The 22,272-nt window shown below is 60.3% G+C and carries 17 protein-coding genes; 6 read left to right on the forward strand and 11 right to left on the reverse strand.

The window, feature by feature from the left end; genetic code table 11:
- The first annotated feature begins 180 nt into the window (after positions 1 to 180).
- Together AC0ZWN_RS24360 and AC0ZWN_RS24365 are read left to right on the forward strand one after the other, a co-directional pair.
- Positions 181 to 2,262 carry a putative bifunctional diguanylate cyclase/phosphodiesterase gene (locus AC0ZWN_RS24360; RefSeq protein ID WP_476336896.1) on the forward strand — a complete coding sequence of 694 codons (2,082 nt, stop codon included), beginning with the start codon at positions 181 to 183 and terminating at the stop codon, positions 2,260 to 2,262.
- Between the two features lie 180 nt (positions 2,263 to 2,442).
- Positions 2,443 to 3,189, forward strand: coding sequence for an SDR family oxidoreductase (locus AC0ZWN_RS24365; RefSeq protein ID WP_064587387.1), 747 nt, complete (start codon positions 2,443 to 2,445; stop codon positions 3,187 to 3,189).
- A 134-nt stretch (positions 3,190 to 3,323) separates the two neighbouring features.
- Here AC0ZWN_RS24365 and mapR read toward each other — a convergent pair whose 3' ends face one another.
- The 3 genes from mapR to AC0ZWN_RS24380 form a co-directional block, all read right to left on the reverse strand.
- Entirely contained in the window at positions 3,324 to 4,733 is a 1,410-nt protein-coding gene (gene mapR, locus AC0ZWN_RS24370) for a GntR family transcriptional regulator MpaR (RefSeq protein ID WP_093432967.1), read from the reverse strand.
- A 349-nt stretch (positions 4,734 to 5,082) separates the two neighbouring features.
- Positions 5,083 to 6,513 (reverse strand): cytochrome c oxidase accessory protein CcoG, encoded by a 1,431-nt coding sequence (gene ccoG, locus AC0ZWN_RS24375; protein WP_476336898.1) that lies wholly within the window; start codon positions 6,511 to 6,513, stop codon positions 5,083 to 5,085.
- A gap of 195 nt (positions 6,514 to 6,708) precedes the next feature.
- Entirely contained in the window at positions 6,709 to 6,957 is a 249-nt protein-coding gene (locus AC0ZWN_RS24380; RefSeq protein WP_476336899.1) for a DUF3203 family protein, read from the reverse strand.
- A 124-nt stretch (positions 6,958 to 7,081) separates the two neighbouring features.
- Between AC0ZWN_RS24380 and AC0ZWN_RS24385 the strand changes: the two genes are divergently transcribed.
- Positions 7,082 to 7,594: an MgtC/SapB family protein gene (locus AC0ZWN_RS24385; protein ID WP_476336900.1), complete on the forward strand. Its 513-nt coding sequence runs from the start codon at positions 7,082 to 7,084 to the stop codon at positions 7,592 to 7,594.
- A gap of 50 nt (positions 7,595 to 7,644) precedes the next feature.
- Here AC0ZWN_RS24385 and AC0ZWN_RS24390 read toward each other — a convergent pair whose 3' ends face one another.
- The gene (locus tag AC0ZWN_RS24390; protein WP_476336902.1) at positions 7,645 to 7,803 is read right to left on the reverse strand and encodes a hypothetical protein; all 159 of its coding nucleotides are present in this window, start codon (positions 7,801 to 7,803) and stop codon (positions 7,645 to 7,647) included.
- Positions 7,804 to 8,020: 217 nt separating this feature from the next.
- On the opposite strand from AC0ZWN_RS24390, the gene AC0ZWN_RS24395 reads away from it, so the two are divergent.
- The 3 genes from AC0ZWN_RS24395 (at position 8,021) to glgB (ending at position 15,760) form a co-directional block, all read left to right on the forward strand.
- Entirely contained in the window at positions 8,021 to 10,015 is a 1,995-nt protein-coding gene (locus AC0ZWN_RS24395; protein ID WP_476336903.1) for an alpha-1,4-glucan--maltose-1-phosphate maltosyltransferase, read from the forward strand.
- Positions 10,016 to 10,184: 169 nt separating this feature from the next.
- Entirely contained in the window at positions 10,185 to 13,526 is a 3,342-nt protein-coding gene (gene treS / locus AC0ZWN_RS24400; protein ID WP_476336905.1) for a maltose alpha-D-glucosyltransferase, read from the forward strand.
- A 2-nt stretch (positions 13,527 to 13,528) separates the two neighbouring features.
- Positions 13,529 to 15,760, forward strand: coding sequence for a 1,4-alpha-glucan branching protein GlgB (gene glgB / locus AC0ZWN_RS24405; protein ID WP_476336906.1), 2,232 nt, complete (start codon positions 13,529 to 13,531; stop codon positions 15,758 to 15,760).
- Positions 15,761 to 15,889: 129 nt separating this feature from the next.
- Here glgB and AC0ZWN_RS24410 read toward each other — a convergent pair whose 3' ends face one another.
- The 7 genes from AC0ZWN_RS24410 to AC0ZWN_RS24440 form a co-directional block, all read right to left on the reverse strand.
- Entirely contained in the window at positions 15,890 to 16,957 is a 1,068-nt protein-coding gene (locus tag AC0ZWN_RS24410; RefSeq protein WP_476336907.1) for an autotransporter domain-containing protein, read from the reverse strand.
- Between the two features lie 388 nt (positions 16,958 to 17,345).
- Complete coding sequence (locus AC0ZWN_RS24415; RefSeq protein WP_476336909.1) at positions 17,346 to 18,128, reverse strand: endonuclease/exonuclease/phosphatase family protein; 783 nt, start codon at positions 18,126 to 18,128, stop codon at positions 17,346 to 17,348.
- 195 nt (positions 18,129 to 18,323) lie between these two features.
- Positions 18,324 to 19,082: a PIG-L deacetylase family protein gene (locus AC0ZWN_RS24420; RefSeq protein ID WP_093433571.1), complete on the reverse strand. Its 759-nt coding sequence runs from the start codon at positions 19,080 to 19,082 to the stop codon at positions 18,324 to 18,326.
- Positions 19,083 to 19,238: 156 nt separating this feature from the next.
- On the reverse strand, positions 19,239 to 19,925 hold the full coding sequence (locus AC0ZWN_RS24425; RefSeq protein ID WP_476336910.1) for a glycosyltransferase family 2 protein: 687 nt from the start codon (positions 19,923 to 19,925) through the stop codon (positions 19,239 to 19,241).
- Entirely contained in the window at positions 19,922 to 20,521 is a 600-nt protein-coding gene (locus AC0ZWN_RS24430) for an SAM-dependent methyltransferase (protein ID WP_476336911.1), read from the reverse strand. Before AC0ZWN_RS24430 ends, AC0ZWN_RS24425 begins: the two co-directional genes overlap by 4 nt.
- Complete coding sequence (locus tag AC0ZWN_RS24435) at positions 20,518 to 21,276, reverse strand: PIG-L deacetylase family protein (RefSeq protein WP_476336913.1); 759 nt, start codon at positions 21,274 to 21,276, stop codon at positions 20,518 to 20,520. The genes AC0ZWN_RS24430 and AC0ZWN_RS24435 overlap by 4 nt, the downstream gene beginning before the upstream one ends.
- Positions 21,273 to 22,271 (reverse strand): acyl-CoA dehydrogenase, encoded by a 999-nt coding sequence (locus AC0ZWN_RS24440; RefSeq protein ID WP_476336914.1) that lies wholly within the window; start codon positions 22,269 to 22,271, stop codon positions 21,273 to 21,275. Before AC0ZWN_RS24440 ends, AC0ZWN_RS24435 begins: the two co-directional genes overlap by 4 nt.
- Between the last annotated feature and the right edge of the window lies 1 nt (position 22,272).

Genomic DNA, 22,272 nt, shown 5'->3' on the forward strand with positions numbered 1-22,272 from the left:
GCGCGCCAGTTGCAGAAAGGCCCATTCCAGAGCCTCGTCGAGCGATCAAACAAACGTTTCATCGGCTTGATGGCCAATTGATTACTTTGTCAGTGCGTTCTTCTGCGTAATCAGTACAATCGCCGCATTTGCCCGACCGAGAATGGACGCAGTCCGCGTTGGGTGGCCACGAGAAATCCCATGCTCATCGGTAGTTATTCCTCCACCCTGGTTTTTATTTCGTTGTGCGTGGCGATTCTCGCTTCCTACACTGCGCTCGACCTCACCGGTCGCATCGCCACGGCCAAGGGTCGTGCGGTGCATTTCTGGACCGCCGGCGGTGCGTTTGCCATGGGTATCGGCGTCTGGTCGATGCATTTCATTGGCATGCTCGCCTTCAAACTGCCGATCGACCTTGGCTACGACATCACCCTGACCGCGCTTTCACTGTTGATTGCCGTGTTGTCCTGCGGGTTCGCCTTGTGGCTGGTCAGCCAGCCGAAACTGCCGGTTCTGCAACTGGCCTTCGGTGCGCTGATCATGGGCGCCGGGATCAGTGCCATGCATTACACCGGCATGGCGGCGATGCGCATGACGCCGGGGATCGACTACGACCCGACGCTGTTCGGCGCTTCATTACTGATTGCGGTCGGCGCGTCGGCAGCGGCGCTGTGGATTGCCTTTCGCCTGCGTCAGCACTCGCCGTATGTACGCCTGATTCGCGGCGGCGCAGCGGTCATCATGGGCGTCGCCATTGTCGGCATGCATTACACCGGCATGGCCGCCGCGCAATTTCCAGACGGCAGTTTCTGCGGTGCCACCGTCAACGGTTTGAAGGGCAGCGGCCTCGATAGCCTGGTGCTGATCACCACGCTGGCGGTGCTGTCGATTGCCTTGCTCACCTCGATCCTCGACGCACGACTTGAAGCGCGCACTGCCGATCTGGCGCATTCGTTGACCGTCGCCAACCGTGAACTCACGCAGTTGGCCCTGCACGACACCCTGACCGGCCTGCCGAATCGCATGTTGCTCGACGACCGGATCAATCAGGCGATGAAAAAGGTCAACGAGCAGGGCGGCTGCTTTGCCTTGATGTTCATCGATCTGGACGGCTTCAAACCGGTTAATGATGCGTTCGGTCATCACATGGGGGATCAGTTGTTGCGCGAAGTCGGCGTGCGCCTGCGTGAAGACTTGCGCAGCCTCGACACGCTGGCGCGGATCGGTGGCGATGAATTCGTGTTACTGGTGCGCCTCAGCGAACCCAATGATGCGCTGGGACTGGCGGCGCGTCAGGTCGGTCTGATCGCACAATCATTCCGCGTTGCCGAGCATGACTTGCAGATCTCCGCCAGCGTCGGCATCGCCCTGTACCCGGGCAATGGCCAGACCGCGCAGGAGCTGCTGATGAACGCCGACGCGGCGATGTACCACGCCAAGGGCGGCGGCAAAAACGGTTACAGCTTTTTCGATGCGTCGATGAACAACAACGCGCGCAAGCAGTTGCAGTTGTTGCAGGACCTTCGCGCGGCGCTGGAACACAGCCAGTTCAGTTTGCATTACCAACCCAAGTTCGACGCCGCCAACGGCCGTCCGGTCGGGGCTGAAGCGCTGTTGCGCTGGCAACACCCGATTCACGGCATGCTGATGCCGGACAAGTTCATTGACCTGGCCGAAAAATCCGGGCTGATCATCCCGATCGGCGACTGGGTGCTCAACGAAGCCTGCCGCCAGATGCGCGAATGGTACGTGCTCGGTTACACCGATTGGCGTATCGCGGTGAACCTGTCGGCGTTGCAGTTCTGCCACACGGGACTGGTGCGCAGCGTGGCCAAGGCGTTGGCTACTCACCACTTGCCGGCCAACAGCCTGACCCTGGAAATCACCGAAACCACAGCGATGAGCGATGCCGATGCGAGCATGATGGTGTTGCAGGAACTGTCGGACATGGGCGTCGACCTGTCGATCGATGACTTCGGCACCGGTTATTCCAGCCTGATGTACCTCAAGCGGTTGCCGGCCAATGAGCTGAAGATTGATCGCGGTTTTGTGCGCGATCTGGAGCATGACAGCGATGATGCGGCGATTGTCTCGGCGATTGTCGCGTTGGGGCAGGCACTGGGTTTGCGCATTGTCGCTGAAGGTGTCGAGACCGGTGTGCAGCAGGCGTTTCTGACTGAACTGGGCTGTGATTCGTTGCAGGGTTATCTGCTCGGGCATCCGATGCCGGCGGAAAAATTCATGCAGGATATTGCGCGCAGTGAGCAGTCAGCGGTGGTCTGATCGACCGCGTTATCGTTCTTCGCGAGCAAGCTCGCTCCCACATTTGGAATGCATACCCCTGTGGGAGCGAGCCTGCTCGCGAAGGCGTCCGGCCCGAGACAACAGACCTCATGCAAAACCCGCCAATGGCGGTTATTCTTCCCCCCGACTGTTACGTGTGCATTTGGGGGAAAGGCCAGCATGGATAAAGTCATTGTGATCACCGGTGGCGGGCGCGGGATTGGCGCCGCTACGGCGTTGTTGGCTGCCGAGCAAGGTTATCGGATCTGCATCAACTATCAGTCGGATGAACAAGCCGCGCAAAGCGTGCTGGAGCAAGTTCGCGCATTGGGCGCCCAGGCCATCGCCGTGCGTGCCGACGTCAGCATCGAAGACGAAGTGATCGCATTGTTCCATCGGGTCGACACCGAGTTGGGCCGGGTCACCGCGCTGGTGAACAACGCCGGCACTGTCGGACACAAATCGCGGGTCGACGAAATGTCCGAATTCCGCATCCTCAAAATCATGAAAACCAACGTACTGGCGCCGATTCTCTGCGCCAAACACGCGATCCTGCGCATGTCGCCCAAGCACGGCGGGCAGGGTGGCAGCATCGTCAACGTGTCGTCGGTGGCCGCGCGTCTCGGTTCGCCCAACGAATACGTCGATTACGCGGCCTCCAAAGGCGCGCTCGACACCTTCACTATCGGCTTGTCCAAGGAAGTGGCGGGCGAGGGGATTCGGGTCAACGCGGTGCGTCCGGGTTACATCTATACCGATTTCCACGCCTTGAGCGGCGATCCGGATCGGGTCAGCAAGCTCGAGTCGGCGATTCCGATGGCCCGTGGCGGGCGCCCGGATGAAGTGGCGGAGGCGATTGTCTGGTTGTTGTCGGATAAGGCGTCGTATGCGACCGGGACGTTTGTTGATTTGGGGGGCGGGCGCTGATCGCTTGGATTTGCTTCGATAGCACCGCCCCCTTCGCGAGCAAGCTCGCTCCCACATTGGATGTGTGAATGACACAGAACCCATGTGGGAGCGAGCTTGCTCGCGAAGAGGCCAAGGCAAACACCATCAATCTGTCAGAACGACCGCACAATCCGCCCCAATGTCTCCATGGCCTTTTCCGAATCCTCAGTCCAAGGGCTGCCATAGTTCAACCGAATACAATTCCTGAAGCGCTGCGTCGGCGAAAAGATCGGCCCCGGCGCAATGCTGATGCCTTGCGCCAGTGCCATCTGAAACAACTTCAGCGAATCCATTTGCGGTGGCAGTTCCAGCCACAAGAAGTAGCCGCCCGCCGGTTGGCTGACCCGCGTCTGCGCCGGGAAGTAGCGGGCAATCGCCGCGAGCATCGCGCTCTGCTGTTCTTCCAGTGCATAACGCAGTTTGCGCAGGTGCCGGTCATAACCGCCGTGTTGCAGGTAGTCGGCAATCGCCGCTTGCGCTGGCATCGAAGCACACAGAGAGGTCATCAGTTTCAGTCGTTCGATTTTCTGCGCGTAGCGTCCGGCGGCAACCCAGCCGATGCGGTAGCCGGGGGCGAGGCTTTTGGCGAATGAACCGCAGTGCATCACCAGACCTTCCGTGTCGAACGCCTTGGCCGGTTTCGGTGCTTGTTGGCCGTAATAGAGTTCGGCGTAAACGTCGTCTTCGATCAGCGGCACCTGATGGCGGCGCAGCAGTTCGACCAGTTCCTGTTTCTTCGCCTCGGGCATGGTTGCGCCCATCGGGTTCTGGAAACTGGTCATGCACCAGCAGGCTTTGACCGGATGGCGTTCGAGGGTTTGCGCAAGTACGCCGAGGTCAATGCCATCGCGCGGGTGCACGGGAATTTCCACGGCTTTGAGTTTCAGCCGTTCGAGCACTTGCAGGCTGGCGTAGAACGCCGGGGCTTCGATGGCCACCAGATCGCCCGGTTCGGTGACGGCTTGCAGGCACAGGTTCAGCGCTTCGAGGGCGCCGTTGGTGATCAGCAACTCTTCCATTGGCAGCATCAGGCCGCCGACCATGTAGCGCAGGGCTATCTGTCGGCGCAGTTGCGGATTGCCCGGCGACATGTCGGTGACGACCATGCGCGGGTCCATCTCGCGGGCCGCGCTGGCCAGCGAGCGCGACAGGCGCTGCAACGGGAACAGGGTCGGGCTGGGGAACGCCGAACCGAACGGCACGGTACTCGGGTCCTTGATCGAATCGAGGACCGAGAACACCAGTTCGCTGACGTCGACTTCGGTGGAATCGTTGACGTGGCTGCTGATCACCGGCTCCGAGAACGGGCTCGGCGCGTGGGTATTGACGAAATAGCCGGAGCGCGGCCGGGCGCGGATCAGGCCACGGCGTTCGAGCAGGTAATAGGCCTGGAATACCGTGGACGGGCTGACCCCGTAGGTCTGGCTGGCGTAACGCACCGAGGGCACGCGCTGGCCGGGGCCAAGGACGCCGGAGCGGATCAGTTCAGCGATGTCGTCGGCGAATTTTTCGTAGCGTTTCATCGAGGAGCCTTGGTGCTGGTTGATGATGAGGTGTGTCAGGAGAACTGCCCCTCACCCTAGCCCTCTCCCAGAGGGAGAGGGGACTGATTGGGGGATGCTTGCGAACTACACCGACCTGAAAGTGCTTTGCTGAATCCACAATCGACTCAGCCTGAAAAGTGCTTTGCTAAATCCGTAATCGACTCGGCTTGATGTGCTTTGCTAAGTCCGTAATCGACTCGGCTTGATAGTGCTTTGCTGAATCCATAGTCGACTCGGTCTGTCAGGTCGATGTATAGCGACAGACACCTCGGTCGGCTCCCTCTCCCTCCGGGAGAGGGCTGGGGTGAGGGAAAAAGATTCTAACGGCTCAGCGATTCATCGGCGCAACAAACCTGCTCTTCGCCACGCTGTAAACCTCAGGCTCATCGCTGTCGGCAATCTTGAAACTCAAGGTCTGCGAACTGCTGGCCGGGCGTTCCGTGGTCATAGCCACCGACACCGGCACATCGACAATCTCACCCGGGGCCAGGCTCAGTTCAGTCTTGCCCTGCAACTGGAAGCCGTCGCCATCCACCAGGCTCAGGTTGTAGTCCTGGCGCTGTTGGGTCTTGTTGATGACTTTGAGGCTATAGATGTTTTCAATCTGACCCTGACCATTCTCGCGGAACAACCCGCGATCCTTGGTCACGTCCAGCGAGACCATTGGCCGCTCGATCAACGCCAACGCCAATGCGCCGATCATCGCCACCAGCACCACGGTGTAACCGATCAGGCGCGGGCGCAGCAGGTGGGTTTTGCCACCCTGCAGTTCGCGCTCGGAACTGTAGCGGATCAAGCCGCGCGGGTAGTTCATCTTGTCCATGATCGAGTCACAAGCGTCGATGCACGCCGCGCAGCCGATGCACTCCATCTGCAAGCCGTCGCGGATGTCGATGCCGGTCGGGCAGACCTGCACGCATAACTGGCAGTCGATGCAATCACCCAGGCCAGCCTCAAGCGGTTTCACATCGCGTTTGCGCGGGCCACGGTTTTCGCCACGGGCCACGTCGTAGGAAATCGCCAGGGTGTCCTTGTCGAACATCACGCTCTGGAACCGCGCATACGGGCACATGTGCATGCACACCGCTTCACGCAGCCAACCGGCGTTAATGTACGTGGCAGCGGTGAAGAACAGCACCCAGAACAGGCTGACGCCGCCGATTTGCAGGGTCAGCAGTTCTTCGGCCAGCGGCCGGATCGGCGTGAAGTAACCGACGAAGGTCAGGCCGGTCAGCACGCTGATTGCCAGCCACAAGGTGTGCTTGGCCGCACGCCGTGCCAGTTTGTTCAGACTCCATGGCGCGGCTTGCAGTTTGATGCGTTGGTTGCGTTCGCCCTCGGTGATCTTCTCGCACCACATGAAGATCCACGTCCACGAACTTTGCGGGCAGGTGTAACCGCACCAGACCCGACCGGCAAACACGGTAATGGCGAACAGACCGAACGCAGCGATGATCAGCAGCGCCGACAGCAGAATGAAATCCTGCGGCCAGAACGTCGCGCCAAAGATGTGGAATTTGCTTTCGGAAAGATCCCAGAGCACCGCCTGACGTCCGCCCCAGTTCAGCCACACCGTGCCGAAAAACAGCACGAACAGAAATCCCGCGCCACTCATGCGCAGGGTGCGGAACAGGCCGGTGAAGCTGCGGGTGTGGATCTGGTTGTCGCTGGACTTGGCCGTCGCCTTCATTGGGCGTGCGGGCACACTTTTGATAGTTGGAGATGCTTCTACGCTTCGGACGGGGATTTGTTCGCTCATGGTTATTCGCTCATCAGCCTCCATCAGGCCAGAGCACTATGAGCGTCGATCTGTTTGCATAACAGACTCAGCTATTTCAATAAAAAGCGGATCAGATGCGATTCTGCGCAACGCCTGCGACAACTTGAAGCAGCCCGCAGGCAAAGGCGCAAACGCCTATATCAGGCGTTTGCGCGGGGTGTTGATCAAGGTCAGTCAAATCACCGAACCACTCTCGTCAGCCTTCAAGTGCTTGCGACCATCCTTGGCGCCTGCGACGGTCAATTCGTCGGCTTCTGCTTCGGTGATGTACACGCGCCGGCCTTCTATTTCCACAAACGACATGGCCTTGTCGCTGTCCGTCATGACTTCTAGAGTGTCGCAAATGCGAATTTCCTCGCCATGTTCAACGGTGAAAAAACACACTTTCTGTTCGGGGTTGGATTGATCGACTCGAACGGGCATGAGGGCAGTCCTTTTTTCAGGGGTGTCTGAAAGGTTAGGGCGCACGCTGCGCTGATCGTTCTGCGCAACTGATTAATGGTCGTCGCTGTCCATCCTCTATAGACCCAATAACAAGGACTGCACGATGAACGCGTGGTGGCATGAAGTGTGGCAAACCCTGCAGGCGGAATTCGCCGACGTCGCGGATGCGTCGCAATTGACGCGCATCACCGTGCGCCTGCTGATGGCCGCCATTCTGGGCGGCATTCTCGGTTTTGAACGCGAGCACAAGGGCAAGGCTGCCGGGGTGCGCACGCATATGTTGGTGGCGCTCGGGGCTGCGCTGTTTGTGCTGGTGCCGCAGACGTCGGGAGCGGAATCGGATGCGATGAGTCGCGTGGTGCAAGGGGTGATTGCCGGGATCGGCTTTCTCGGTGCCGGGACTATTCTGAAAAACAAGGAAGGCGATGAAGGCCATGTCAAAGGCCTGACCACGGCTGCCGGGCTGTGGATGACCGCTGCCATTGGTGTGGCGACCGGGTTGGGCCGGGAAGCGACGGCGCTGCTCAGTACCTTTTTGGCGCTGGGGATTTTCAGCGTGATGCCGCGCATCGTGAAGCTGTTCGAAAAGGACGAGGAAAAGACTGATGACCACTGATCATTCCTGCGCCGGATGATCGTTCCCACGCGGAGCGTGGGAACGATCAGTTAGACGATGACTGGTGGCATCGTCGTTGGTGGTTCTTCTTGGGGCGGTGGCGTGGTGCCGGGTGGCTCTTGCTCGGGAATCGGTTGCGGCTCGGTCTCGGGCAGCGTGGGTTTGTCGATGTTCGGATCGGGCGTTTCGGCCGGGATCGGGATATTCATCTGATGACCTCCGTGTGGCACATGGCGTGAGAAGTGCTTAAGTGGATTGACCACCCTGCACGCAATTCGATCCGCTTTTCTGACACGGCAATTTCATCTGAACTTTTCCCGGCGCCGGTCGCTCGGAACCTAAGTGAGTTCATTTCGGGGCAGGCGCTTCGTTGTGAACACTGATCCTGCACAAGAGCGTCCTTGGGGCGTTAAGGAGAGATGCTCAATGACTGCTGAAAGACCTTCTGAACTGAGATACAACCCGCACATGCCGCTGTCGCAGGCGTTGCTGCTGCCGCGCATTGCCATCGAAAACACCATGCCGACCCTCGATAGCGGGCAGTTCGCCGTGAAGTCGATTGCCGGCCGTGAGGTGGTGGTCACCAGCAAGGTGTTTGCCGACGGTCACGACAAACTCGCGGTGCGCATCCGCTGGCGCGAGGAAGGCGAAGACACCTGGCAAAGCGAGGTCATGACCGATCAGGGCAATAACGGCTGGCAAGGCCAGTTCCGCCCTGAACACCAAGGGCGCTTCCTCTATTGCATCGAGGCGTGGATCGATCACTTCGCCAGTTTCCAGTACGAACTGGAGAAAAAACACAGCGCCGCCGTACCGGTTTCGCTGGAGTTGCAGGAAGGCCGGAGCATGGTGCAACAGGCCGCCGAACGCAGCGAAGGTCAGCTCAGCGAACAGCTCGCCGCGTTGCACCATGAATTGTCCGGGCTGCTCGAAACCGAGCAAGTCGCGCTGTTCCTGCACTCGCGCAGTGCGCAGTTGATGGCTGAGGCCGATCACCGTGCCTACCTGAGCGTCAGTCCGGAATTCCCGGTAGACGTTGAACGCGAACTGGCCGAATTTGCCAGTTGGTACGAACTGTTTCCGCGCTCGATCACCGACGATCCCCACCGTCATGGCACTTTTAACGATGTGCACGCGCGTTTGCCAATGATTCAGGACATGGGCTTCGACGTGCTCTATTTCACGCCGATCCACCCGATTGGCCGCGCCCATCGCAAGGGGCGCAACAATTCCCTGACCGCCGGCCCCGATGATCCGGGCAGCCCTTATGCCATCGGCAGTGAGGAGGGCGGTCACGAGGCGATCCACTCGCAACTCGGCACCCGCGAGGACTTCCGCCGACTGGTCGCTGCTGCCGCCGATCACGGTCTGGAAATCGCCCTCGACTTCGCCATTCAGTGTTCCCAGGATCACCCGTGGCTCAAACAGCATCCGGGCTGGTTCAACTGGCGGCCCGACGGCACGATCAAATATGCGGAGAATCCGCCGAAGAAATATCAGGACATCGTCAACGTCGACTTCTATGCGCCGGACGCCATTCCGAGCCTGTGGGTCGAGTTGCGCGACATCGTTATTGGCTGGGTCGAAGAGGGCGTGAAGATCTTTCGCGTCGACAATCCGCACACCAAACCACTGCCGTTCTGGCAATGGCTGATCGCCGATGTTCGCGCGCTATACCCGGAAGTGATCTTCCTCGCCGAAGCCTTCACCACGCCGGCAATGATGGCGCGGCTGGGCAAGGTCGGTTACACGCAGAGCTACACCTATTTCACCTGGCGCAACAGCAAGGCTGAGCTGGCGACGTATTTCACTGAACTGAATGAATCGCCGTGGCGCGAATGCTACCGGCCGAATTTCTTCGTTAACACACCGGACATCAACCCGGCATTCCTGCACGAATCCGGGCGTCCGGGTTTTCTGATCCGTGCGGCGCTGGCGACCATGGGTTCAGGCTTATGGGGCATGTATTCGGGGTTCGAGCTGTGCGAGTCGGCGCCGGTGCCGGGCAAAGAGGAATACCTCGATTCGGAGAAGTACGAGATCCGCGTCCGCGACTTCACCGCGCCGGGCAACATCATTGCCGAGATCGCCCAACTCAACCGCATCCGCCGGCAGAACCCGGCGCTGCACACGCATCTGGGCCTGAAGGTCTACAACGCCTGGAACGACAACATTCTGTATTTCGGCAAGCGCAGTGTCGACGGCAGCAACTTCATTCTGGTCGCGGTCAGCCTTGATCCGCACAACGTGCAGGAAGCGAATTTCGAACTGCCGTTGTGGGAAATGGGCCTGCCCGACGATGCGACGACCCACGGCGAAGACTTGATGAACGGGCATCGCTGGGACTGGCATGGCAAATATCAGTTCATGCGTTTGGACCCGGCGTACCAGCCGTTCGGTATTTGGCGGATTACTGCCTGAACACAGATCCATTGTAGGAGTGAGCCTGCTCGCGATAGCAATCTTGCAGGCGACAACTCTGCCGAGTATGAAACCGCGATCGCGAGCAGGCTCACTCCTACAGGTTGCTCAGCGTTTTCGAGTCAGGTGATCGGCTCACGGCTTTTCTAGAATTGAACAGGAGTTTCACATGGCGAAGAAACCCAAGGCAGCCACCTTTATCAAAGACCCGCTCTGGTACAAGGACGCGGTGATCTATCAAGTTCACGTCAAATCGTTTTTCGACTCCAACAACGACGGGATCGGCGACTTTCCCGGCCTGATCGCCAAACTCGATTACATCGCCGACCTCGGTGTCAACACCATCTGGCTGTTGCCTTTCTATCCCTCGCCACGTCGTGACGATGGCTATGACATTGCCGAATACCGCGGCGTGCACAGCGATTACGGGACCATGGCCGACGCCAAGCGCTTTATCGCCGAGGCGCACAAGCGTGGCTTGCGGGTGATCACCGAACTGGTCATCAACCACACCTCCGACCAGCACCCGTGGTTCCAGCGTGCGCGCAAGGCCAAGCCCGGCTCGGCGGCGCGGGACTTTTACGTGTGGTCGGATGACGATCAGAAATACGACGGCACGCGAATCATTTTCCTCGATACGGAAAAATCCAACTGGACTTGGGACCCGGTCGCCGGCCAGTACTTCTGGCACCGTTTCTATTCGCACCAACCGGATCTGAATTTCGACAATCCGCAAGTGATGAAAGCCGTGCTCTCGGTGATGCGCTACTGGCTGGACATGGGCATCGATGGCCTGCGCCTCGACGCGATTCCGTACCTGATCGAGCGTGATGGCACCAATAACGAAAACCTGCCGGAAACCCACGACGTCCTCAAGCAGATCCGCGCCGAGATCGATGCCAATTACCCCGATCGCATGCTGCTCGCCGAGGCCAACCAATGGCCCGAAGACACTCAGCTGTACTTCGGTGATACCGATGCGGCAGGCCTTAACGGTGATGAATGCCACATGGCGTTTCACTTCCCGCTGATGCCGCGCATGTACATGGCCCTGGCTCAGGAAGATCGTTTTCCGATCACCGACATTCTGCGCCAGACCCCGGAAATTCCCGCCAACTGCCAGTGGGCGATTTTCCTGCGCAACCACGATGAGCTGACGCTGGAGATGGTCACCGACAAAGAACGTGACTATTTATGGAACTACTACGCCGCTGACCGTAGGGCGCGGATCAACCTCGGCATCCGCCGTCGTCTGGCGCCGTTGATGGAGCGCGATCGCCGCCGCATCGAATTGCTCAACAGTCTGCTGCTGTCGATGCCGGGCACGCCGACCCTGTATTACGGCGACGAGATCGGCATGGGCGACAACATCTACCTTGGCGACCGCGATGGTGTGCGTACGCCGATGCAGTGGTCGATCGACCGCAACGGCGGCTTCTCCCGTGCCGATCCGGCCAGCCTGGTGCTACCGCCGATCATGGACCCGCAATACGGCTATCTGTCGGTCAACGTCGAAACCCAGTCCGGCGATCCGCATTCGCTGCTCAACTGGACCCGACGCTTGCTCGCTGTGCGCAAACAGTCCAAGGCGTTCGGCCGTGGCACGTTGAAAATGCTCTCGCCGAACAACCGTCGCGTGTTGGCTTACACGCGCGAATTCACCGATGCCGATGGCAAACACGAAATCATTCTCTGCGTGGCCAACGTCTCGCGCAGTGCGCAAGCGGTGGAGCTGGACCTGTCGGCCTACGTCGGCATGGTGCCGGTGGAGATGCTCGGCGGTAATGCCTTCCCGCCGATTGGCCAGTTGAATTTCCTCCTGACCCTGGCGCCTTACGGTTTCTACTGGTTTGCACTGGCGGCGGAAAACCAGATGCCGAGCTGGCACGTGGAACCGGCGCAAAGCCTGCCGGACTTCACCACGCTGGTATTGAAAAAACGCATGGAAGAATTGCTCGAAGCGCCGTCGCGCACGACGCTGGAGCAAAGCATCCTGCCGAGCTGGCTGCAGAATCGCCGCTGGTTCGCCGGCAAGGATGCGGCCATCGACAAGGTGCATCTGGCCTACGGCGTGCGTTTCGGCGATGCGCAGCATCCGGTGCTGCTCAGCGAAGTCGAAGTCACCAGTGGCGGGCAGACCAGTCGTTATCAGTTGCCGTTCGGCTTTATTTCCGAAGATCAGGTCGGCCCGGCGTTGCCGCAGCAATTGGCCTTGTCCCGTGTACGCCGAGTGCGACAGGTCGGCTTGATTACTGACGCGTTCAGCCTTGAAACGTTTATTCGTGCGGTGCTGCAAGGCATGCAGAACAACACCGTGCTGGAGTCGAGCGAAGGCGAAATCCGCTTTGCACCGACGCCGCATCTGGAAACGCTCGGCCTCGGTACCGAGTCGGAAGTGCGTTATCTGTCTGCCGAGCAATCGAACAGTTCGGTAGTGATCGGCAATAGTCTGGTGCTTAAGCTGATACGCAAAGTCGCTTCTGGCGTACACCCGGAACTGGAGATGAGCGCTTACCTGACCGAGGCCGGATTTGCCAATATCTCTCCGCTGCTCGGCTCGGTGATTCGCCGCGATGCCAAGGGCGAAGACAATCTGCTGATGATCGCCCAAGGCTATCTGAGCAATCAGGGCGACGCCTGGGAATGGACGCAGAACAACCTTGAACGGGCGCTGCGCGATGAGCTGGCCGATGCCATGTCCGAACAGGAACAGCATTACAACGCCCTCGGTGAGCTGAAGGATTTTGCCGGCATGCTCGGTCAGCGTCTGGGCGAGATGCACAAGGTGCTCGCCGCGCCCACCGACAATGCCGACTTCGCCCCGCAGGTGTCGACGGCCAAGGACATGCAGGCCACCGGCAAGGATGTTGTGGCGCAGGTCGAACACGCGCTGAAACTGCTCAAGCAGCATCAGGGCGAACTCAATGCGGCGGATCAGAAACTGGTCAAACGCCTGATCGACGAAAAGAAAACCATCCTCACGCACGTGCAGGATCTGGCGAAAAAAGCCGTTGGTGGTTTGCGCATTCGCGTCCACGGCGATCTGCATTTGGGCCAGGTATTGGTGATCAAGGGCGATGCCTACCTGATCGACTTCGAGGGTGAACCGGCGCGGCCACTGGGCGAGCGGCGTGGCAAACACAGTCCGTACAAGGATGTCAGCGGCGTGCTGCGCTCCTTCGATTATGCGGCTGCAATGACCATCAACGTGCACAACGTTGACCACAGCGCCGAGTCTGAAACGGCGCGGCGTCTGGTCGCCGAGCGCTATCTGCGTGAGGCCCGCGAGGCATTTGTTCAGGCATATCGCCGCGCGGCAGCTAGTCTTGATCATGCTTGGCAAGATCCTGAAGGTGCCGACGCCGCGCTGGCGTTGTTCGGCCTGGAGAAGGCGGCCTATGAAGTGGCCTATGAAGCCGAAAATCGCCCCACGTGGCTGCCCGTGCCGTTGCACGGTTTGTATGGGTTATTGACGGGGCTTAAACCCTTTTCCGATCTTGGTGGAGAGTAGTCATGAGTTTCTCGAACAAGGAACTGGGTGCGGTTAAAGAAACGTTGCTGCCCTCGGCGAAAGATATTGATGCCTTGGTCCGTGCTGAACATCACGACCCTTTTTCCATTCTCGGCCCGCACGGCGATGGCGCTGGCGGGCAGTTCATTCGTGCTTATCTGCCCGGAGCGCTGAGTGTCGTGGTGCTGGACAAGGACAGCGGTGAAGAACGCGGTCCGCTGGAGCAGACCGAAACGCCGGGGCTGTTTGTCGGCCATTTCGATCAGGCGCGGCCGTATCAGTTGCGTACTCGCTGGGCCGGCGGCGAACAGGTTGCCGAGGATCCTTATAGCTTTGGCCAGTTACTCGGTGAAATGGACTTGTATCTGTTCGCCGAAGGCAATCACCGTGACCTCAGCGCCTGTCTCGGCGCGCAGTTGAAAACGGTGGATGGCGTCGACGGCGTGCGCTTTGCGGTGTGGGCGCCGAATGCCCGGCGCGTATCCGTAGTGGGGGATTTCAACGTCTGGGACGGCCGCCGTCATCCCATGCGCTTGCGTCATCCATCCGGGGTCTGGGAGTTGTTCATACCGCGCCTGCAAGCGGGCGAGTTGTACAAATACGAAATTCTCGGCGCTCACGGGATCCTGCCGCTCAAGGCTGACCCGATGGCGCTGGCCACCAGTCTGCCGCCGGACACCGCCTCGAAAGTCGCTGAGCCACTGCAGATCGATTGGCAGGATCAGGACTGGATGAGCAGCCGACGCGACCGGCAGAAACATTCGGCGCCGCTGTCGATCTACGAATTGCACGCCGGTTCGTGGCAGTGCGAACTGGATGATCTCGGTGAAGTCGCCCGCCAGTACACCTGGCCGGAACTCACCGAACGCTTGATTCCCTACGTCAAGGAACTGGGTTTCACCCACATCGAACTGATGCCGATCATGGAGCACCCGTTTGGTGGCTCCTGGGGTTATCAATTGCTCTCGCAATTCGCCCCGAGTGCGCGGTACGGCTCGCCGGCGCAGTTCGCTGAATTCGTCGACGCCTGCCACCGGGCCGAGATCGGTGTGATCCTCGACTGGGTGCCGGCGCATTTTCCCACCGATACTCACGGTCTCGCCCAGTTCGACGGCACCGCGCTGTATGAATACGGCAACCCGCTGGAAGGTTTTCATCAGGATTGGGACACGCTGATCTATAACCTCGGCCGCACCGAGGTGCACGGCTACATGCTGGCCTCCGGGCTGCACTGGTTGAAACATTTCCATGTCGATGGTTTGCGCGTCGATGCGGTGGCCTCGATGCTCTATCGCGACTATTCGCGCAAGGCTGGCGAATGGGTGCCGAACCGCCATGGCGGCCGGGAAAATCTGGAGGCCATCGACTTCTTGCGGCATTTGAACGATGTGGTTGAACTGGAAGCACCGGGTGCGCTGGTCATCGCCGAAGAATCCACCGCGTGGCCCGGTGTCAGCCAAAGTACGCAGCAGGGCGGTCTCGGTTTTGCCTACAAATGGAACATGGGCTGGATGCACGATTCGCTGCATTACATTCAGCAGGATCCGGTGTACCGCGCGCACCATCACAACGAGTTGAGTTTTGGTCTGGTCTACGCCTGGTCCGAGCGTTTCATCCTGCCGATCTCCCACGATGAGGTGGTGCACGGCAAGCATTCGCTGATCGACAAAATGCCCGGCGATCGCTGGCAAAAATTCGCCAACCTGCGCGCGTATCTGAGTTTCATGTGGACGCACCCGGGAAAGAAGCTGTTGTTCATGGGCTGCGAGTTTGGCCAGTGGCGCGAGTGGAATCACGATCAGCAACTGGATTGGTATCTGCTGCAGTACTCCGAGCACAAGGGCGTGCAGAAACTGGTCGGGGATCTCAATCGGCTGTATCGCGAAGAGCCGGCGCTGCACGATCAGGACGACGCGCCGCAGGGTTTCCAGTGGTTGATCGGCGACGATGCGATCAACAGCGTTTATGCCTGGCTGCGCTGGAGCAAGGAGGGTAAACCGGTGCTGGTGGTGGCCAACTTCACGCCGGTGCCGCGTCAGGCCTATCGCGTGGGTGTGCCGTTTGCCGGGCGCTGGACTGAATTGCTCAACAGCGATGCCGACACCTATGCCGGTTCCAATTACGGCAATGGCGGCGGGGCGTTTACCGAGGAAGTGCCGAGTCATGGCCAGTCGTTGTCGCTGGAGCTGAATCTGCCGCCGTTGGCGGTGTTGATCCTCAAGCCGGAGGGTTGATCCGGTACCGCAAAACCTGTGGGAGCGAGCTTGCTCGCGAAGGCGATATGTCAATCAACAATGATGTTGAACGTTACACCGCTTTCGCGAGCAAGCTCGCTCCCACAGGGGCCTTCGGTAGCCTGAAGATCACCAACGCATCCGCACCCCAAGGCTGCCAATGATCCCGTTCAAATCATTGTCATCGACATCACTGCTGTAATCGGCACTGACATACAGACTCACCACCGGCGTCACCCGCGCCACCAGCCCCAGGCCCAACTCAACGGTCGATGACTTGCGGCTGCTGCTGATCTTGTCGACCTGATCCAGCGTCACCGTGCTGCCGGTATAAACGGTGTGCCACAGGTTGGTGCGCACATAAGGTTCGACCGGCAGACCATTCAAATCGTAACTGCCTTTCAAACGGGCACCGACGCGGCCGCTCCAGGCGGTCAGATCGGTGGAGGACGCATTGCCCGAGCCTGCGTACGGCGTGTCGAGGGTGATGCGTTGATTGATCAATTGCGCCTGCGGTTCGACCACCCAGTTGTCGCTCAAGCCAATCGGAAAACCGCCTTCGATCGAGAAGGTCATGGCGCTGCCTTCGGTGGCTTGCCGGGCGCCTTGGCCGTTGCGACTGAAACCGCTGACCCGGCCACCGCTGGCCGACAGATCAACGTGCCAGCCTTGCGCACCAGTGAGGCTGTAGTAGGCCCCGAGGCTCTGGCCTTGCAGATTGAGGGTGTCAGTGTTCGGATCGGCCAAGGCGCGACTAGTGAGCACCCCGTTGCCATTGGCTTGAATCTGATTGACGCCGCCGATCAAGCCGATGGTCTGGGTATGCCCGCCACCTTGTACGGTCAACACGGCCGGCCCTTTGAAGTCGCCGCTGCCGGGCATTGCGTAGCCTGACGACAGCACATCGGTTTGCGCCTGACGGGCGCTTCTACCGTACAACTCGTCCCAGGCCGACGGTGCGAGGTCTTCGGTAATCAAGCGTGTGCCCTGCAGATCGGGCCGTGGGCTGAAGCGTTGCGGGCCGGGGGTGATGACGGTGGCGGGCAACGTCATCACGGGCACATCCGCGCGGTACCACGGGGTCGTTTCATCCGCGGCAGGACCGGCCTGCGCCTCCATGGATGAGCACAGCAAGATAGAACTCGACACTGTGCAGAAAGTGATTTTGATCTCGTGTGGGGTGATTGAAGTTCTCATGGAGGTCTACCTTGCAGGCGCATGCGGCATCTCGATGTGGCGTCTCTCCTACCCCGAACGAGGGGCGACCGAATGGAGCGGGGCGAACCGTGGCCGCTCGATTTCGCGAGTGTCCGAAGGCTCGTCCCGGTAGTTATTCCGGGGGTAGTAAGGTAGAGATAAGAAGAGTCGAGCGTGCCCGTCAAGAAATTGAACGATGAGCGGTAGTGGCAAAACAGGCTTTGCAAGCGTTTGTTTTTCTGCACATAACTAAGTGGTTGTTTGTATGGAACAACCCAGCCAAAAACCCGATTCAGAGCGCTTCAGTTACCGACAGAAGGTCTGCCGGCACTGAAAGGGCACAAGGGATGTCAATCTGGCGCATAGGGTATTGCTGTCATTAATGCGGTTACAGATGCACTTCAACCGCCAATGGCAGGTGATCGGACAGATGCGTCCACGGCTTGTTGCCGAGGATCTGCGGGTCATGACTACTGGCATTGCGCAGGTAGATCCGGTCCAGTCGCAGCAATGGAAACCGCGCCGGATACGTCTTGGCTGGGCGCCCGTGATGGCGCTCGAAGGCTTCGTGCAAGTAATCGCGACGGGCGAGGGCGGCGTTGCCCTGCAACTGCCAGTCGTTGAAGTCGCCGGCGATGATCACCGGGGCATCCTCGGGCAGCGATTCAAGCAACTGACAGAGCAGTTGCAGCTGCAATTGCCGATGGCTTTCGAGCAGACTCAGGTGCACGCAGATTGCGTGGACCTCGGTGTGACCCGGCACATCGAGCACACAGTGCAAAAGGCCTCGGCGTTCGGGGCCGGTGATCGACACATCGAGATTGCGGTATTCACGGATCGGGTATTTCGACAGCAGGGCATTGCCATGGTGGCCGTCGGGGTAAACGGCATTGCGCCCGTAGGCGAAATCGCTCCACATGCTGTCGGCGAGAAATTCGTACTGCGAGGTTTGCGGCCATTCGTTGTAACGGTTCGAATGCCGTTCGTGTTCACCCACCACTTCTTGCAGAAACACCAGATCGGCCGAGGTGCTGCGCACCGCTTCGCGCAGTTCCGGCAGGATGAATCGCCGATTGAGCGCGGTAAAACCCTTGTGGGTATTGACCGTCAGCACCCTGAGGCGATGAATGACGGGTGCGTCGACAACATGACGCTTGGGTTCGCTGGACACGTTCACTCCTCTGGATTGCGGGCCGCTTATTCATGCGACTGATGGCGAGGGGCGGCAGTTCCTTCTGGATAATTTCTATTGCACATCAAACCCTGTGGGAGCGAGCTTGCTCGCGAAGGCGTCGGTCCAGTCGATACGAGTATTGAATGTGACGGCCTCTTCGCGAGCAAGCTCGCTCCCACAGGGAATCAGATATCAGACGAAGACGATTTCATAGGGCAGGCGCATTCTTTCGAGAATCACCGGTGGCAGCATCGGTGCAATACCAATCGCCGGTTCACCCTTGAGCTGACTGGCATAGGCGTGAGTGGCGTGGCTCTTGCGCGCGACGGTCCAGGTGTCGAGGCGCAGTTTGCGCGCGCGTTCCCAAGGGATCAGTTGCTGGTCGCGCTCGGGCCAGTGCCAGGCCCAGACTGGTACGTCGTGGAAGGTCGCCCCGGCTTGTTCCGCTGCCTGCGCGCTGGCCCGACCCACCGCTTCATGGTCGTCGTTGCCATCGCCGCGCCAGGTGCTGAACACCACATCGCCTGGGCGCAGGTAGCGGCTGATGAATTCGGTCACTTGCGCTTGCTGTTCGCACAGAGCGTTGTCAGTGAAACCGCCGCGCACCCATTTCAGGCTGTGCATTGGCAAGCCGAGACGGCGCAGGGCCTCGACGCTTTCCTGCGGGCGGAACACGCTCAGGCGTTTTTCCGACCATTGCCGCGAACCCGGGTGGCTGGCGCTGCCATCGGTGATCGAGAGCAATTGCAACGGATGACCGAGGCTGGAGAGTAATTGCAGCAGGCCGCCACAGGTGACCACTTCATCGCCCGGATGCGGCGCGATGACCACGGCACGAGCGCCGGCGGGTACCAGACTTAAAGTATTGATGACCGGGATGTTGTCCAGTTGCGGGGCGCTGTTCCAGATTTGCGCCGACGAACTGCTGTCGCTGAGGGTTAACGGTTTCATGGTGTGACGTCCTTGTGTTGTTTCGCCCTCAGTCGTGCGTTTGGCGGTGATTGCCAGACGCCGCCGACCCGTGAAGGCTGGTTGATTGCCCAGCGACGCTCCGAACCCTGGATTGCCGCGCAGCAGAGTATTGCTCATGAAGCGAAGTTCGTCGCGTCACAGATCAATCTGATCCGCTTTTTTTTGCTCCATCTGTGCCAGGTGTCGCAGATAGTCACCGAAACCACCGCGCGCACGGCTGTCGAAGCGCGCGCTGGTCAGCACTTGCGGGCGATGGCTCCAGGCGATGTTCGCGCCGTCCCGTTCCAGCTCCCGCACCAATTGCACATCTTCGTCGCAGGCCAACGGTTTAAAGCCTCCGGCCCAACGATAGGCGTCGGCGCTGATGCCCAGATTGGCACCGTGAATGTGCCGGTGACCATCGCAGGCCCGGTAATCCCGGTGATAGCGGATTTGCGCCGCTTCATCGAACGACTCGTGCCAGCGTTCGACCGTGACGGTACCGCATACCGCGTCCGCGCCCAACCCCAGTTGCGCCACCAGCCAGTCGTCGGCCACGCGGCTGTCGGCGTCCGAGCAAGAGATCCAGCGCGCGCCGCGCTCCAGCAATAGCTGCGCGCCGGCCGCCCGGGCCTGGCCAACATTGCGTGCGTCGATGTGCAGGCTCAGCACCGGATAGCGACTGACAATCTGCGCCGAGCGGTCGGTGCAGCTGTCGAGCACCACCAACACTTCAACCTTTTCACCGGCCAGCAAACCGTGGCGGCTGGCGCGCATGGCCGCGCTCAGGCAGTCGTCGAGCAAGTCTTCCTCATTGTGCGCCGGGATCAGAATGCCGATCATCGCAAGCCCTCCAGTGCCGCCACCGAGCGCGGTTCGCGGCTCCACACCTCAAGGATGAAGTCCGCTTCCTGATGCAAGACCAGACGGGGCAGATGCAGTTTTTCGTGAATCAGGTCGTGAACCTGCCGCGCATTCAGCGGGCAGCCGTCAATGGGCGGACGCCAGTGACAGGCGAGGAACTGGCCGTCGGCAGTCAGGCAATCACTGGCTCGACGGATCACTTCTGTCAGATCCTGACTATCCAGGTAGTAGCCGATCTCGCTAAATACGATCAGGTCGAATTTTTCCTCCGGCCAGTCGCCGGGAAGACGGTTTTGCCGCACTTCGGCGTGGTCGAACAGGCTCAACCGCGTGCGCGCCAGAGTCACTGCCGCACTGGCCGTGTCACAGCACAACAACCGATCGCAACGCGCGGCCAGTTCGGCGCTCAACTCGCCGTTGGCGCAACCGGGTTCGAAGATTGCCCGGTAGTGCGGACGCGGCAGGGCGGCGAGGGTGATCGCGCGTTTGCGCTGCTCATACCAGCGCTCGCGGAACGCCCACGGGTCGTCGTTGCCGGCGAACAAACCGTCGAAATAGCGATCTTCGACACTCATAGAAACACCACTTCGAAGGGCTGTAAGAGGCGATCGAGCACATACGGTGCGAGTACCGGACCGAGTCCGGCGTCAGGATCGCCTTCCAGTTGACTGGCGAAAGCGTGCACCGCGTGGCGTTTGCGCGCGACTTGCGCCGGCGTCAGGAGAATCTTGCGTGCGCGTTGCCACGGTACGAAGGCGTCTTCCGGAGTTGCCCAGTGCCAGGTCCACACCGGCAGTTCATGGCAAGTCGCACCGACGCGACGGGCAGCCTCGGCACTGGCGCGGCCAACGGCCTCGTGGTCGCAATGTCCGTCCTCGCTCCACGTGGTAAAGAGCACGTCGTCGGGGCGCAGATGACGTTCGATGAAATCGACCAGCTCCGCTTCCTGAGCCGCCACCTGAGTGTCAGTGAAGCCACCGCGCAGCCACTTCACGCGATGCATCGGCAGACCGAGTCGGCGCAGCGCTTCGGCGGATTCCTGTGGGCGCACCACGCTCAGACGTTCCACCGGCCAGCGACTTGAACCGGGATGACTGGCGCTGCCGTCGGTGACCGACATCAGTTGCAAAGGCCGACCGGCCTCAGCGAGCAATTGCAGCAAACCACCACAACCGAGCACTTCGTCGTCCGGGTGCGGCGCGACAATCACCGCCCGGGTGCCCGGAGGCACCAGACTGAGGATGTCGATGCTATCCATTTCCGCCAGATGCCGCGAAGCCTGCCATTGGTGCAGGCTGGTGCCCTGGCCGACAATCGGATTGGTTTTCATAGCGCCCATGCCTCTGCGGAGTGTCCGGCCACCATTTGCCCGAGCGCGGCCAGATCCCGTTCGGCATGACTCTGGCGCAGGAACACCGGCAGATCAGCGCTGAGCCGGGCAAAGTGGCGATCCTTGCAAAACGGCCCGGCACCGAGGGCGCGCCCGACTTCACGCATCACCTGTTCGGCCGACTGCTCGACCACCGCGCGGGCACGACGGGCGAGCAATTCGGCGTTGTCCTCGGGATGGGCATCGATGTGCAAGGCGCTGAAGCGCAGCACATCCGCCGCGGCCTGCAAGGCGCTATCGACCGCGCCGAGATGCGCCAACGCGTGCGGTTCCGGACGTTGCCCACACTGGGTGCGCAATACTTCGGCAATTTGCCGCGCGGCGCCGTACCAGCACGCGGCAATACCGATCCCGCCCTGCCAGAAACCCGGGCGTTGCAGATAGTCGCCGGGATTACCAATGGCCTGCGCTTCGGCACCGTCGAACAGCACCTCGACGCTGCCAGTAGCCGCCATGCCCACCGCTTGCCAGCCTTGCTCGGTGACGGTGACGCCCGGTTGGTCGAGGGCGACGGCGACCAGTTGCTGCTGATCGTCGCCATCCCAGGCGGTGAGCAAGGCGTGGCTGAGCACGGCGGCGCCGGAGCACCATGCCTTGCGTCCATGCAGCGCGACCATGTGCCCGACCGGGCTGACTTTAACTCGTGCTTGCGGTGGCTCCGCTGCCCACATGCCCCAAGTGCTGCCCGGCGTAGGTGAGCCGCCGAGTTGTTCAATGATCGCCAGCGCGTCGGTGTGGCCTTCAAACAGTTTGCACAGACCCAGGTCATGCCCGCCGACTTCCGCCAACTGCTGAAAGCGCTCCAGCGTGCGGCCGCTGCCCGGTAACGGCAGACGATCCAGCCCGGCCTCGACCAGCGCCCGCAGGCACCCGCCGAGGGCTGCGGTGTGCGGATAATCCGTTGGTCGTCGGCTCAGATAACGGTGCAGATCCATA

This window comes from Pseudomonas sp. 3B-A001-10F, from assembly GCF_056313565.1.